The following is a 13,636-nucleotide window of genomic DNA, read 5'->3' as shown; positions in this document are numbered from 1 at the left end:
CTTTATGCAACAAGCAATAGACTTAGCCAAGCAAGGTTATGCTATTGGCGAAGTTCCCGTAGGCGCTGTTATTGTCCATAATGGCACCATTATTGGGCGTGGCTTTAATCAACCTATTACACAACATGATCCTAGCGCTCATGCTGAGATGGTGGCAATTCGTGAGGCTGCTCAAACACTCAATAATTATCGTCTTATTGATACAACCCTCTATGTCACACTAGAGCCTTGCAGTATGTGTGCAGGATTACTAGTGCACGCTCGTATTGGTCGTCTTGTTTACGGTACAACAGAACCAAAGGCTGGTGTTATTATTAGCCAAGATCAATTTTTTAATAAACCATTTCTTAATCATCGTTTAATAATTGAGGGTGGTGTATTGGCTGATGAATGTTCCGCTTTATTAAAAGAATTCTTTAAAAATCGTCGCTTAAAGTGATTTAGTCGTGGTCATTGACTCATTACGACTTAATGTAGGAATATGTAACTGGGGATCTTCTATTTTTGGCATTTCACGCTGTGAGTGACTTAACCAATTTAAAATATCATAATAGCGACGGACATTACGTACAAATTGTTTAGTCTCAAAACCTCTTGCATATCCATAACGCGTTTGTTGATACCACTGCTTTTGAGAAATTAAGGGTAATACCTGATTCACATCACGCCACGAGTTGCCATCTAATTTATTCAACTCTGCTATTTTCTGAACATCAGCAAGATGGCCTTGCCCCATATTATAAGCCGCTAATGCAAAAAAGGTTCGATCAGGATCTACTATTTCTTTCTTTATTGATTGCTTTAAGATAGATAAAAACTTCGCTCCACCCATAATACTTTGCTTAGCATCTAAACGATTTTCAACCCCCATAGCTTTTGCTGTTCTTTGTGTCAACATCATTATCCCTCTCACCCCTGTGGGTGAGACTGCATCTGGGTTCCAATGTGACTCTTGATAAGCAACAGCTGCCAGTAATCGCCAATCTAAATTATTCTTTTTGCCATATTCAATAAAATATTTTTCATATTTAGGTAAACGTTCTTGTAAATGGCGAGCAAAAGAATAAGCACCAACATAACCTAGCGTGTCTAGATGTCCAAAAAAACGATCATTTAAACGGGCTAAACTACCTGAGTCCTCAACCTCTTCAAAAAACTCATTAATAGCATCTATGACACTTGTATCTTCAGCGTTATTTGCAACAGCCCAACCCATTTTTTGCTGTTTTTCTAACACAAAACCAACCCGAACATTCGTGTAATATACTTGAGTCATAGCCAGTGCGTTAGAGTTAATAATTGTTATATCTATTTTTTTATCTTCAAGTAGCTGTAAAAGATCAACTACATCTACTGTATCTGATTCTTGAAAAGACAAGTTTGGATATTGTTGTTGTAAGGCCCTTAATTGATCAGCTTGACTACTTCCTTTAACAACCAAAATAGACTTACCAATTAAATCTTTGACATTGCTAGGCCGTTTAGCTGAACGTTGATACAACACTAAACTATCAACAGCTAAATAAGGATTCGAAAAGCTTACCTGCTCATTCCTTCTAGCAGTATTAACTAAACTAGCAGCACCAATAACTAATTGACCACCCTCAGCAACCTTATTATATACCTCATCAAATGAGTTAACAGGTGCAACCTTAAGTTCTACACCTAACTTATTAGCAAAACGTTTTGCTAACTCATACTCAAAACCTGTTTCTCCATTACGATCTTCAAAATAAGTAACTGGACTATTACGAGTGACCACATGCAATACTCCCTCCTGCTTTATTTTTTCTAAAGCAGTCATTGAAGTACCTGAATCACACCCTACAAGGCATAAACTCATCAGCCCAGACCAGAACCAAGGCAAAAAAGTTTTTTGTGACACTTGTTTGAATAATCTCATCATCTACCAGATTGATATTAATAAAATATTTCTTAAATCGCTCAAGACTACAGATTTAACTCGCACTTTTTATATGTTTTTGAGAGTCTATCGCAAAGTAATACTAATGTCTAAATTTTTAGTTTTACATTAATATTAAATTAAGTTTTCTAATATTTTTTTTGTTTAGGTGTTGACATTATCCTCTCTAAACATTAAAGTGCGCACCAATTCTTGATAAGCAAGAAACCTAAAATACCTATTTTAATATTTTAAATAGTATAGGGGTGTAGCCAAGCGGTACGGCAGCAGGTTTTGATCCTGCCATGCGTTGGTTCGAATCCAGCCACCCCTGCCATATTCTTTGATAACCTCTCTAGGTATCACTTCATGTCAAAAATGATGGTTTTTACAGGGAACGCTAACCCTGATCTAGCAAAACGTGTGGTTAGCCAGCTACACATTCCTCTTGGAGATGTATCTGTTGGTAAATTCTCTGACGGTGAAATCAGCGTAGAAATTAATGAAAATGTTCGTGGTAAGGATGTTTTTTTAATTCAACCTACTTGTGCCCCAACCAATGATAATTTAATGGAATTAGTAGTAATGGCTGACGCCTTTCGTCGCTCATCTGCTAGCCGTATTACGGCTGTTATTCCTTATTTTGGTTATGCACGCCAAGATCGACGTCCACGTTCTGCGCGTGTACCGATCACTGCCAAAGTAGCTGCTGATATACTAGATACAGTAGGTGTTAACCGTGTTTTGACTGTTGACCTGCACGCAGACCAAATTCAAGGCTTCTTTGATATTCCAGTAGATAACATCTATGGTTCTCCTGTATTAGTAGATGATATCATTGCACAACGCTTTGAAAATTTACTGGTCGTATCCCCTGATATTGGTGGTGTAGTGAGAGCAAGAGCGGTTGCCAAATCATTAGGTGTTGAACTCGCTATTATTGATAAACGTCGCCCTAAAGCTAATCAGTCAGAAGTAATGCATGTTATTGGTGAAGTAGAAAACCGTACCTGTATACTGGTTGATGATATGGTAGATACTGCTGGCACTCTTTGCCATGCTGCGAAAGCTTTAAAAGACTTTGGCGCAACTAAAGTGTTAGCTTATTGTACGCATCCAATTTTATCTGGTGCCGCTATAGAGAATATTAATGGTTCAGTGCTCGACGAATTAGTCGTGACAAATACCATTCCCCTCTCGGCAAAAGCACAAGGTTGTGCTAAAATTCGCCAGTTAGATATTGCACCGATTGTAGCTGAAGCAGTACGTCGTATTAGCAATGAAGAATCCATTAGCGCTATGTTCCGTTATTAGACAAGCGCTAATTTACTTGGCTTATTAATAAATAAGCCTTTTTATAAGTCGCTCAAACGCTGGTCGCAAACGTTTTGAGCGTTTTTATTTTTGGAGATTTTAAAAAATGGTAGATTTTGTAATAGACGCACAAGCGCGTGATGATTTAGGGAAAGGTGCGAGCCGCCGCCTACGTCGTAACGCAAGCATGGTTCCTGGTATTATTTATGGTGGCGACAAAGCACCTAAATCAGTTAGCTTACTAGCTAAAGACCTTGCTAAGTTATTAGAGAACGAAACAGTTTTTAGTCATATCTTAACTGTTAATGTTGCTGGTCAAAAAGAAAGTGTATTAATCAAAGCGTTACAACGTCATCCTTCTAAAGGTTTCGTTTTACATATTGATTTCCAACGCATGGTTGCTGGTCAAAAAATTACTACAACTATTCCTTTACACTTCATCAACGAAGCAACAGCAGTTGGTGTTAAACAAGGTGGTGGTGAAATTTCTCACATCACTGGTGAAGTTGAAATTAGCTGTTTACCAAAAGACTTACCAGAGTTTATTGAAGTAGATATGGCTAATGTTGAACTTGATCAAATCGTTCACTTATCAGATCTTAAAGCTCCTAAAGGTGTAGAACTTGTAGCCCTAGCTCATAACAATGACTTACCTGTTGCTACTATTCATACACCACGTGTACAAAGTGCTGATGAAGACACAACTGGTGGTGAAACACCTGCAGCAGAGTAATTCTCCTGTATAAAGAGGGGCTCCTGACATGACTGCCGTACAGTTGATAGTAGGTCTTGGTAATCCAGGACTAGAGTATGATCAAACTAGGCATAATGCAGGAGCCCTTTTCGTTGAGTGCATTGCAGAAAAATATAATGTTCCATTAGTAGCTGATCGCAAGTATTTTGGATTAGTTGGTCGCTTTACCTTAAATGGTCATGATGTAAGATTACTTATTCCAACAACCTACATGAATCGTAGTGGTCAAGCCGTAGCAGCACTAGCCAACTTTTATCGGATTCCTACTGAGGCTATATTAGTAGCACATGATGAGCTTGATTTACTGCCTGGTACAGCAAAACTGAAACAAGGTGGTGGGCATGGCGGTCATAATGGCTTACGCGATATTATTGCGCAATGTGCTAATCAAAATAACTTCTATCGCTTACGACTAGGTATTGGTCATCCTGGAAACAAAAACTTAGTTTCAAATTTTGTATTAAGTAGAGCGCCTCAAGCAGAACGCCAATTGCTAGCTACCAGTATACAACATACACTTGATATATTACCTGACATAGTGGCAGGCAATTGGAACAAGGCCATGCATCAATTACATAGTCAAAAAGCATAAATAACTTTAAGGGATACATACAATGGGGTTTAATTGCGGTATTGTTGGCTTACCAAATGTTGGTAAATCTACCTTATTTAACGCGCTTACCAAAGCAGGTATTGGCGCTGAAAATTTTCCGTTCTGTACTATTGAACCTAACAGTGGCATCGTGCCTATGCCCGATGCACGTTTAAATATTTTAGCAGAGATTGTTAAACCAGAACGTGTTCTCCCTACTACCATGGAATTTGTGGATATTGCTGGTTTAGTAAAAGGGGCTTCAAAAGGTGAAGGTTTAGGTAACCAATTTTTAGCCAATATTCGTGAAACTGATGCCATTGCCCACGTTGTACGTTGTTTTGAAGACGATAATATTGTTCATGTGGCCGATAGCGTTGATCCAAAACGTGATATTGAAATTATCGACCTCGAACTGATTTTTGCTGACCTTGATAGCATTGAAAAGCAACTACAACGCGCCCAAAAATTGGCTAAGGGTGGCGATAAAGAAGCCATCGCTAGCAAGGCTTTATTAGAAAAATTACAAATTCATTTAATAGATGGTAAACCTGCCCGCTCAATGCTTAAAGATTTATCGCCAGAAGAAAAAACGAAAATCAAAACCTTCCATCTACTCACTGTAAAACCTGTAATGTATATTGCTAATGTAGCAGAAGATGGTTTTGAAAATAATCCTCACTTAGATGTTGTAAAAGCCATAGCAACCGAAGAAGGTGCTGTTGTTGTCCCTATCTGCAATAAAATAGAAGCAGAAATTGCTGAACTTGAAGATGGTGAAGACAAAGACATGTTCCTTGAAGAACTTGGCTTAGAAGAACCTGGTTTAAATCGCGTAATTCGTGCTGGCTACGAATTATTGAATTTACAAACCTATTTTACTGCTGGTGTTAAAGAAGTAAGAGCTTGGACAGTTAGAGTAGGTGCTACAGCTCCACAAGCAGCAGCTGTTATCCACACTGACTTTGAAAAAGGTTTTATTCGCGCTGAAGTGATTGCTTATGATGATTTTGTTCAATATAAGGGAGAGGCTGGTGCTAAAGAAGCAGGTAAATGGCGTTTAGAGGGTAAAGATTACATTGTGAAAGATGGCGATGTTATGCATTTCCGTTTTAATGTATAAACTACTTTATTAGCTTTTGTGAAACTTCGTGTATACTTACTGATCATTTATAGCGGAACTCATTAATTAATGGATACTTCTCGAATTATAGAATTTATTGGTAACCACTACCTTCTCTGTGGTGTTTTTTTAGCTCTATTGGTGGTATTAGCTATTACTGAAATACGTCGTGGTGGCCGTAGCATTGGCTCAGCTCAACTTACTTCATTACTTAATAGCGATCAAGCCATTATCGTAGATATTCGCTCCTCTAAAGATTTTGGTGCAGGACACATTACTGACTCAGTAAACATTCCTTTTGATAAGTTCACTTCACGGGTGGTTGAGCTAAATAAATATAAAGAGAATAAGGTTATTGTTATCGTAGATAGCCAAGGTCAACAAAGTGGACCTATCTGCCGAGATATGAAAAAATCAGGATTTAACGTAGCAAAATTGGGTGGTGGTATTGCTAACTGGAAAGCAGATGGCTTACCTTTAGTCAAAAAGAAAGCAAAGGCTTAGTAATATGGCTAAAATTATTATTTATACAAGTGCTTGGTGCCCTTATTGTATTAAAGCAAAACAACTATTAACTCATAAAGGTGTTGGCTTTCAAGAAATTACCGTGGATGGCAAGCCAGCAGTCCGTGCTGAAATGAGAGAAAAAGCTGGTAAAAACTCTGTTCCACAAATTTGGATCAATGACCAACATATTGGTGGTTGTGACGATCTATTTGCATTAGAAAATACGGGAAAACTAGATTCATTACTCGCTACGAACTAGTTCTTTATTAATTGATAACGGATGAATACTTTATATGTCTGAACAAAACAACGCTCCAGAACCACAATTTTCCATTCAACGTATCTATGTACGTGATGTGTCTTTTGAATCTCCTAAAACACCTGAAATCTTCTTAAAAGAATGGAAACCTGCGGTTAATCTAGATTTAAATACTCGTCAAAATTCTTTAGAAGACAATGTATATGAAGTCGTTTTAACACTTTCTGCTACCGCTAAAATTGATGATGATGTAGCTTTTATTGCTGAAGTACAACAAGCAGGTATTTTCTTAATTAAAGGGCTTGGTGCAGATGATGTAAGCCACATGCTTGGTTCATTCTGCCCTAATTTACTTTTCCCTTATGCCCGCGAAACTCTAGATAACCTAGTAGTAAAAGGTTCCTTCCCTGCATTAATGCTCGCCCCTATAAATTTTGATGCGTTATATCAGCAAGAGTTAGAGCGTATGAAACAAGAAAGCTCTACTCAAAAACAATAAAAGTTAATATTATTTAGAAAGCCCAGTTTAACTGGGCTTTTTTATTTAAATAAATATGTAATTTATAGATTTATTTTTTATACAAATAAATAATTATTTTTACTAAACATTAGCTGTAGTAATAGGTAAAATAGCAAGATAATTTACTGAAAAAAGCTTATTAGTGATGAATGAAACTCTGCGTAATAATTACTTAGCTGCCATGCAAATTGATACTTGGCTACCACGAGTAGTATTACCTTATGCAGCGCCCTCTGTTACAGCTACTGATAATAATGTAATTAGTGACTCATCTGTTTCTCAACCTATATTAGAAACAGTCACTAAAGAAATCATCGTTGATATAACTGTTGAAGAAAAAGTTACAATTATAGAGCCAATTACTGTAGAACAATCCTATACCCCTGAAATTACATCAGCTACTACTACTTCTGATGAAACACCGCATTTCTCATTACAATTAATGCAAGCAGGTCGTTGTTTACTGTTAGTAGAATTACCCACTGGCAGTGCATTCCAGATCAGAGATCCTGCTTATCAACTACTGCGTAATATTTTACGTGCTGCTAAATTGCCAGATAGCCCTCAATTATTAGGTGATATTGTTCATTGGCCGCTTTTTAAACAGATTGTTATTCCACAAGGGAGAAAAGAGGCACAAGAGTTTTTACAAAGCTTTATTAGTACCTATCAAGAGCAAGCAACTGATAGTTGTTGCCTATGGTTAATTGGATTATCAACTATTCGCTATACAATAGGACTAGACGAACAAGACTATTATCAAACACCTATTGTAGATTTATTGGGCCAAACCTTACTAAGCCCTAGCTTAGAATTACTGATTGATAACCCACAATACAAAGCTAACCTCTGGCAAAGCATTCGCCAATTGATCCCGCTATGGCAAGTATAGCCGATCTCTTTTTTCGTAAAATGACAATTGAAGATGTGGATGTTGTTTATCATATAGAACAACAGGCTCACTATCACCCTTGGTCAAAAAACATAATCAAAGATGCTGTCAGCAGTTACCAATGTTGGCTATTATTTAATCAACAGCAATTAGCAGGCTATGGTTTCCTTAAAATTATTGTAGATGAAGCTGAACTACTTAATATTGCCATAAATCCTCCACAACAAAATAAAGGATTGGGTAAACTGTTATTAGATCACCTAATGAAAGAAACCGAACAACTAGGCGCTAAAGAATGCTTTTTAGAAGTACGTGAAAGTAATTTAAATGCTTATCATCTCTATGAAAGTTATGGTTTTAATGAAATAGGACGCCGTACCAATTATTACCCTACAGCTAAAGGTCATGAAGATGCGTTAATCATGGCTTATTTAATTGCAACTGACTAATTTTAAACAAAAAAAATCCCAGATTTCAAATTTAGGGAGGGGGAGAAATCTGGGATTCAAGCTGTCGGGTTAGGGGAAACCCAACAAAAACTAACAATACTTAACATCAAGGAGTATGAATGAGACGTGTTTATATCTCAGTCTATCTATATGAACATGAATAATATTAAAAGTTCATTCTGTTTAGAAAAAAGTTCGAATTTTTAATAGTATGAATAATATGATAACAACAAATATTTGTTTTTATATAAAAAAATCCCGATTAATTAATTTCAAATTATTAAAAACTTATAATATTTGTCTAAAATAAATAATGTCCAATCCTTGAAATCTATTATTTATAGAGTACTAATGAAAGGGCTAACAGACTAGCCCTTTCAAAATGACAGAACTAGAATAAACCAGTAAGTTTTTCAGAAGTACTAATAAAAATATTTTTCTTCTGGGTATAAGCTTCCAAAATCATTTTATGGGTCTCACGACCAATACCTGATTTTTTGTAGCCTCCAAATGGCGCATGTGCAGGTAGTTGGTTATAGCAATTAACCCACATACGTCCTGTTCTCACACTTTTTGCCACTCTCAAAGCACGATTAATATCGCGACTCCAAACAGCGCCACCTAAACCAAACTCTGAATCATTAGCAATTTTTACTGCTTCTTCCTCTGTATCGAATGGAATGACTGCTAATACTGGACCAAACACTTCTTCGCAAGAGATTTTCATATCAGGCTTACAGTCAACAATAGCCGTTGGCTTAACAAACGCACCTTCTGTACCAAAACGCTCACCACCTGTTAATACACGCGCACCTTGACTAGTACCAATACCAACGAAACTTAGAATTTTATCCATATGTTTCTCATTGATTTGACAACCCATCTGTGTATTAGGATCTAATGGATCTCCTACTTTAACTGATTCAAACTTAGCTTTTAATTGCTCTAAGAACTTATCATAAATAGAACGTTGTACTAATAAACGAGAACCTGCGCAACAAACTTGGCCTTGATTGAATAAGATACCAATAGCTGCACCTTCTACAGCCTTATCCATTTGTGCATCTTCAAACACAATATTGGCTGACTTACCACCTAACTCTAAAGTAGCTGGAATTAATTTTTCTGCAGCAGCCTTAGCCACGTCATAACCAATATCTGTAGATCCTGTAAAGGCTAATTTACTAAAGCCTTCATGATCTAACATATACTGACCTGTGGTAGAACCAGAACCTGTTAGAACATTTACTACACCCGCTGGTAATACTTCATTCAACACACGCGCCAACTCTACTAATGAAATAGAAGTTTCACGTGATGGTTTAATAACAATACAGTTACCTGCTGCTAAGGCAGGAGCAATTTTCCATGCACCCATTAATAACGGGAAATTCCAAGGAATAATTTGCCCAACAACACCTATAGGCTCACTTAATACAATGCTCAATGTATCTTCATCAATCACATCTGCTTCATCACTGTGAGCACGAATTACACCTGCAAAATAACGGAAATGATCCACTGATGCAGGCACATCAACATTCATTGTTTCACGAATAGGTTTACCATTGTCTAGCGTTTCTAAGGTTGCAAAACGCTCAGTTTCTTTTTCTAATAAATCAGCAATTTTTAATAATAAAGCTGAACGCTCAGCAGGAGAAGTTTTACTCCATGCAGTAAAAGCTTGCCAAGCACTTTTTACAGCTAAATCTACATCAGCTTGATCAGCCTCGGCTAATACAGCCAATTGCTCACCTGTAGCAGGGTTGATACTGGTAAAAGTTTTACCTGAAGCACCATCCCTCCATTGTCCATTAATCAATAATTGATACTTTTGTTGTGGTTGTAATGTTTCCGATAACTCTTTCAATAATTTCATAATTACTCTCCTGTGCCACGATGAAACAACAATACTACTCCTTATTCATAAATTATTCATCTTCATTCTAAACTTATTATTAAATGCCTGACTTACATTAGTCATTATTACCACAAGAAATAAATAGCTATACTTAACAATTACTTATATTAAAGTTAAAAAATGAAAAATAAACAATTTTGCATAATAAAACATCCATAGTTTTCAATATAAAACACTAAGTTTTTATTAAATTAAAACTTATTACTCAGTAAAATTTTTTGTTTATTATTGTATTACTGCTTCAATAAACGCTATATCTTAAAGATTACTTATTAGATGTGGGCATTTATTAATCTTTATAAAAACGATTGCTTGAATTAAAAACAATTTATTATTGGGAACTTGTTATAATAAACTATAAAATAAACCACTCATTCCTGATACCACTTGTGGAGTAATCATGTCTTCAACGTATAACGCGCCTGATGCCAAAGGCTTATTTGGCCCATTTGGTGGTCGTTATGTTGCTGAAACTTTAATGCCATTGATTTTAGATTTGGACAAAGAATATACAGCAGCCAAAAATGACCCTACATTTTTAGAAGAATTAGCTTATTTTCAAAAAGATTATGTAGGTAGACCTAGCCCACTTTATTTTGCTGAACGTTTAACAGAATATTGCGGTGGCGCACAAATTTACCTTAAGCGTGAAGAACTCAATCACACAGGTGCGCATAAGATTAATAACTGTATTGGTCAAATTCTATTGGCCAAACGTATGGGTAAAACTCGTATTATTGCAGAAACTGGTGCTGGCATGCATGGTGTAGCCTCAGCAACTGTTGCTGCACGTTTTGGTTTACCATGTGTTGTTTATATGGGTTCTACTGATATTGAACGCCAGCAAGCTAATGTTTTTCGTATGAAATTACTAGGTGCTGAAGTTATTCCTGTGCAATCTGGTACAGGTACACTCAAAGATGCCATGAATGAGGCTTTACGCGACTGGGTAACCAATGTTGCAGACACTTTTTATCTTATAGGAACTGTTGCAGGCCCTCATCCATATCCAGCCATGGTTCGTGATTTCCAATCAGTTATTGGCAAGGAAACAAAGCAACAAATGCTCGAAAAACAAGGCCGTTTGCCAGATAGTGTAGTAGCCTGTGTTGGTGGTGGCTCAAATGCTATGGGGATTTTTCATCCCTTTATTAATGATAAAGATGTTCAGTTAATTGGTGTAGAAGCTGGGGGTCATGGTGTCAATACCGATAAGCATGCCGCTAGCCTAACAGGTGGTAAGCCCGGTGTTTTACATGGCAATCGCACCTATTTACTTCAAAATAGTGATGGTCAAATTATTGATGCTCACTCTATTTCTGCTGGGCTTGATTATCCAGGCATTGGCCCTGAACACTCATGGTTACATGAAATAAAACGTGCTGAATATGTCTCTATTAATGACGATGAAGCAATGGAAGCATTTCAAACTTGCTGCCGTTTGGAAGGTATTATTCCTGCACTTGAATCAGCTCATGCGTTAGCTGAGGTAATAAAGCGCGCACCTATATTGCCTAAAGACCACTTAATGGTTGTGAATCTTTCAGGACGTGGTGATAAGGATATGCAAACCGTGATGAGTTATATTAAGGAACATCAATTATGAGTCGTATAAAGAATTGTTTTGCTAAGCTTAAACAACAAAATCAAACTGCTCTCGTTACCTTTTTAACAGCAGGTGATCCTGATTACCAAACCTCATTAAGTCTACTTCAACAATTACCATCCGCTGGTGCTGATATTGTTGAATTAGGCATGCCTTTTACTGACCCAATGGCAGATGGCCCTACTATTCAAAAAGCATCATTACGCGCTTTAGCAAATGGTCAGAATCTAGCTAAGACCCTTGAAATGGTTACAGCATTTCGGCAACAAAATCAAACTACCCCCATTGTCTTAATGGGTTACTTTAATCCTATTCATCATTATGGTGTGGAACGCTTTTCCAAAGATGCGGCTAATGCAGGAGTTGATGGCCTAATCATCGTAGACCTACCAGCAGAACATGATGCTGATCTCTGTACTCCTGCACAAGCAGTAGGTATAGATTTTATTCGTTTAACCACACCAACAACAGATGATAAACGTCTGCCACAAGCATTAAATAATAGCTCAGGATTTGTTTACTATGTTTCTGTAGCAGGTATAACTGGTGCAGGTAGTGCTACTGAAGAACAGATTACTGAGGCAATGAGTAGACTTCATAGACATACTGCATTACCCATTTGTGTTGGCTTTGGCATAAAAACACCTGAACAAGCCACGGCTATTGCTAAATTAGCTGATGGGGTAGTAGTAGGCTCTGCCTTAGTAAGTCAAATTGAACAAGCTGCAAGCAAAGAACAAGCAGTTGATGCAGTGTTAAAATTGTGTAATGAATTATCAACTGCTGTAAAACAATTGAAGAAATAAAAAAAGCCCTCTATTAGAGGGCTAAGTATGGCAAACGCTATTTATTGATGACAAATGTTTGGTAAATATTTTCCTGCGTCACTTGCTGACATATCAGTTACACAATCCCAAGAATATGCACCTGATGTATTACCAGCAGCCAATTGCAAAGTAATTGTCTTACCACGCGCAGAGGATACTAATGCCGCATCAGATCGGATTTTGACATTAATATCACAACCATTTGTCCCCGTTGTTATAGTAATCTCTTCTATAATCTGGGTCGCATAGTCTGCTGGTTTTAAAACACCTTGATCAGCAGCATTCGTATTAACTGGACAAGTTTGCTTTAGTGAGTAAGACTCAGCAATACGACTTTTTAATCCTGAGGCCATAGAAAATACCTCTGCTAACTTTGCTCGTGTAATATAATTCTGATACATGGGCACAGCTATAGCAGCCAAAATGGCAATGATAGCGATCACTATCATGATTTCGATTAATGTAAAGCCATAATTTGCTTTCTTCATCTCTCTTATCCTAGTGTTATAATTAATAACGCAAAAAGTAGACCAATATTTGAAATAAATTCAAAAAAATTATATCTATTTGTATTAACTAGCATTAAAAACAATTTAAAATTTGAGTTTTCTTATCTGTGGTATAGCAAAATTAGGAAAAAATCGTAAGATAAGACTAATAGTGACAAATTTCGTCAATTTTGAATAAATTATTCATAAACTTGTTATAATTATGCTCATAGTTAAAGAAGTGTTTAAAATTTATTCTACACTTAACTACTAAATCCATTACTGATAAACGCTGTTCTTATGGACATGAACTACGGTAATAACAAAATAAATTTATTAATTGAATAACTATTTGTTTTATCTATTCCTTTTACCCAAATATATTTAAGGTAGCTTTAACTTACCACTTGTCCACACCAATAACGGTACAAATCCTTGGTGTAGTTTCGGTAATACTTTTCATTGTTTTAGCCATACTTGG

At 36.7% G+C, this 13,636-nt stretch carries 15 protein-coding genes and 1 tRNA gene; 13 read left to right on the top strand and 3 right to left on the bottom strand.

The window, feature by feature from the left end; all coding sequences use genetic code 11:
* Positions 1-4: 4 nt before the first annotated feature.
* On the top strand, positions 5-439 hold the full coding sequence (gene tadA, locus JHT90_RS01030; protein ID WP_236254078.1) for a tRNA adenosine(34) deaminase TadA: 435 nt from the start codon (positions 5-7) through the stop codon (positions 437-439).
* On the opposite strand, the gene mltF is transcribed toward tadA, so the two are convergent.
* Entirely contained in the window at positions 431-1,903 is a 1,473-nt protein-coding gene (gene mltF / locus JHT90_RS01025; RefSeq protein ID WP_407926487.1) for a membrane-bound lytic murein transglycosylase MltF, read from the bottom strand. The two genes, tadA and mltF, sit on opposite strands and share 9 nt — an antisense overlap.
* 262 nt (positions 1,904-2,165) lie before the next feature.
* Between mltF and JHT90_RS01020 the strand changes: the two genes are divergently transcribed.
* From JHT90_RS01020 to rimI, 10 genes are all read left to right on the top strand, one after another.
* Positions 2,166-2,240 (top strand) — tRNA-Gln (locus JHT90_RS01020).
* Positions 2,241-2,272: 32 nt separating this feature from the next.
* The gene (locus tag JHT90_RS01015; RefSeq protein ID WP_201093031.1) at positions 2,273-3,217 is read left to right on the top strand and encodes a ribose-phosphate pyrophosphokinase; all 945 of its coding nucleotides are present in this window, start codon (positions 2,273-2,275) and stop codon (positions 3,215-3,217) included.
* A gap of 106 nt (positions 3,218-3,323) precedes the next feature.
* Positions 3,324-3,950, top strand: a complete 627-nt coding sequence (locus JHT90_RS01010; protein ID WP_201093029.1) for a 50S ribosomal protein L25/general stress protein Ctc — start codon at positions 3,324-3,326, stop codon at positions 3,948-3,950.
* 28 nt (positions 3,951-3,978) lie between these two features.
* Positions 3,979-4,563 (top strand): aminoacyl-tRNA hydrolase, encoded by a 585-nt coding sequence (gene pth, locus JHT90_RS01005; RefSeq protein WP_201093027.1) that lies wholly within the window; start codon positions 3,979-3,981, stop codon positions 4,561-4,563.
* Positions 4,564-4,585: 22 nt separating this feature from the next.
* Complete coding sequence (gene ychF, locus JHT90_RS01000; RefSeq protein ID WP_201093025.1) at positions 4,586-5,686, top strand: redox-regulated ATPase YchF; 1,101 nt, start codon at positions 4,586-4,588, stop codon at positions 5,684-5,686.
* 69 nt (positions 5,687-5,755) lie between these two features.
* Positions 5,756-6,190: a rhodanese-like domain-containing protein gene (locus JHT90_RS00995; RefSeq protein WP_201093023.1), complete on the top strand. Its 435-nt coding sequence runs from the start codon at positions 5,756-5,758 to the stop codon at positions 6,188-6,190.
* Positions 6,191-6,194: 4 nt separating this feature from the next.
* Positions 6,195-6,452 (top strand): glutaredoxin 3, encoded by a 258-nt coding sequence (gene grxC, locus JHT90_RS00990; RefSeq protein WP_201093021.1) that lies wholly within the window; start codon positions 6,195-6,197, stop codon positions 6,450-6,452.
* A gap of 34 nt (positions 6,453-6,486) precedes the next feature.
* A complete protein-coding gene (gene secB / locus JHT90_RS00985) occupies positions 6,487-6,951 on the top strand; it encodes a protein-export chaperone SecB (RefSeq protein WP_201093019.1) in 465 nt (154 codons plus the stop codon).
* Between the two features lie 166 nt (positions 6,952-7,117).
* Positions 7,118-7,864, top strand: coding sequence for an energy transducer TonB (locus tag JHT90_RS00980; protein WP_201093017.1), 747 nt, complete (start codon positions 7,118-7,120; stop codon positions 7,862-7,864).
* The gene (gene rimI / locus JHT90_RS00975) at positions 7,852-8,313 is read left to right on the top strand and encodes a ribosomal protein S18-alanine N-acetyltransferase (RefSeq protein ID WP_379971664.1); all 462 of its coding nucleotides are present in this window, start codon (positions 7,852-7,854) and stop codon (positions 8,311-8,313) included. Before JHT90_RS00980 ends, rimI begins: the two co-directional genes overlap by 13 nt.
* A 391-nt stretch (positions 8,314-8,704) precedes the next feature.
* On the opposite strand, the gene JHT90_RS00970 is transcribed toward rimI, so the two are convergent.
* Positions 8,705-10,192 (bottom strand): aldehyde dehydrogenase family protein, encoded by a 1,488-nt coding sequence (locus JHT90_RS00970; protein WP_201093015.1) that lies wholly within the window; start codon positions 10,190-10,192, stop codon positions 8,705-8,707.
* Positions 10,193-10,634: 442 nt separating this feature from the next.
* On the opposite strand from JHT90_RS00970, the gene trpB reads away from it, so the two are divergent.
* Together trpB and trpA are read left to right on the top strand one after the other, a co-directional pair.
* On the top strand, positions 10,635-11,840 hold the full coding sequence (gene trpB / locus JHT90_RS00965) for a tryptophan synthase subunit beta (RefSeq protein WP_201093013.1): 1,206 nt from the start codon (positions 10,635-10,637) through the stop codon (positions 11,838-11,840).
* Positions 11,837-12,646: a tryptophan synthase subunit alpha gene (gene trpA, locus JHT90_RS00960; RefSeq protein ID WP_201093011.1), complete on the top strand. Its 810-nt coding sequence runs from the start codon at positions 11,837-11,839 to the stop codon at positions 12,644-12,646. Before trpB ends, trpA begins: the two co-directional genes overlap by 4 nt.
* Positions 12,647-12,687: 41 nt before the next feature.
* Here the strand turns inward: trpA and JHT90_RS00955 are convergent, their stop codons facing one another.
* Positions 12,688-13,155, bottom strand: coding sequence for a pilin (locus tag JHT90_RS00955; RefSeq protein WP_201093009.1), 468 nt, complete (start codon positions 13,153-13,155; stop codon positions 12,688-12,690).
* Positions 13,156-13,636: the final 481 nt, after the last annotated feature.

The organism is Entomomonas asaccharolytica (assembly GCF_016653615.1).
Lineage (GTDB): Bacteria > Pseudomonadota > Gammaproteobacteria > Pseudomonadales > Pseudomonadaceae > Entomomonas > Entomomonas asaccharolytica.
Note: the sequence above shows the minus strand (reverse complement) of the source record. Positions and strands in the feature narration are given on the sequence as shown.

What these genes read in the sequence shown, in the direction of transcription:
- pth (WP_201093027.1), top strand. Translation starts at nt 3,979, where the DNA reads ATGACTGCCGTACAGTTGATAGTAGGTCTTGGTAATCCAGGACTAGAG.
- trpB (WP_201093013.1), top strand. Translation starts at nt 10,635, where the DNA reads ATGTCTTCAACGTATAACGCGCCTGATGCCAAAGGCTTATTTGGCCCA.
- JHT90_RS00995 (WP_201093023.1), top strand. Translation starts at nt 5,756, where the DNA reads ATGGATACTTCTCGAATTATAGAATTTATTGGTAACCACTACCTTCTC.
- mltF (WP_407926487.1), bottom strand. Translation starts at nt 1,903, where the DNA reads ATGAGATTATTCAAACAAGTGTCACAAAAAACTTTTTTGCCTTGGTTC.
- grxC (WP_201093021.1), top strand. Translation starts at nt 6,195, where the DNA reads ATGGCTAAAATTATTATTTATACAAGTGCTTGGTGCCCTTATTGTATT.
- JHT90_RS00955 (WP_201093009.1), bottom strand. Translation starts at nt 13,155, where the DNA reads ATGAAGAAAGCAAATTATGGCTTTACATTAATCGAAATCATGATAGTG.
- tadA (WP_236254078.1), top strand. Translation starts at nt 5, where the DNA reads ATGCAACAAGCAATAGACTTAGCCAAGCAAGGTTATGCTATTGGCGAA.
- JHT90_RS01015 (WP_201093031.1), top strand. Translation starts at nt 2,273, where the DNA reads ATGTCAAAAATGATGGTTTTTACAGGGAACGCTAACCCTGATCTAGCA.
- JHT90_RS00980 (WP_201093017.1), top strand. Translation starts at nt 7,118, where the DNA reads ATGAATGAAACTCTGCGTAATAATTACTTAGCTGCCATGCAAATTGAT.
- rimI (WP_379971664.1), top strand. Translation starts at nt 7,852, where the DNA reads ATGGCAAGTATAGCCGATCTCTTTTTTCGTAAAATGACAATTGAAGAT.
- trpA (WP_201093011.1), top strand. Translation starts at nt 11,837, where the DNA reads ATGAGTCGTATAAAGAATTGTTTTGCTAAGCTTAAACAACAAAATCAA.
- JHT90_RS00970 (WP_201093015.1), bottom strand. Translation starts at nt 10,192, where the DNA reads ATGAAATTATTGAAAGAGTTATCGGAAACATTACAACCACAACAAAAG.
- secB (WP_201093019.1), top strand. Translation starts at nt 6,487, where the DNA reads ATGTCTGAACAAAACAACGCTCCAGAACCACAATTTTCCATTCAACGT.
- JHT90_RS01010 (WP_201093029.1), top strand. Translation starts at nt 3,324, where the DNA reads ATGGTAGATTTTGTAATAGACGCACAAGCGCGTGATGATTTAGGGAAA.
- ychF (WP_201093025.1), top strand. Translation starts at nt 4,586, where the DNA reads ATGGGGTTTAATTGCGGTATTGTTGGCTTACCAAATGTTGGTAAATCT.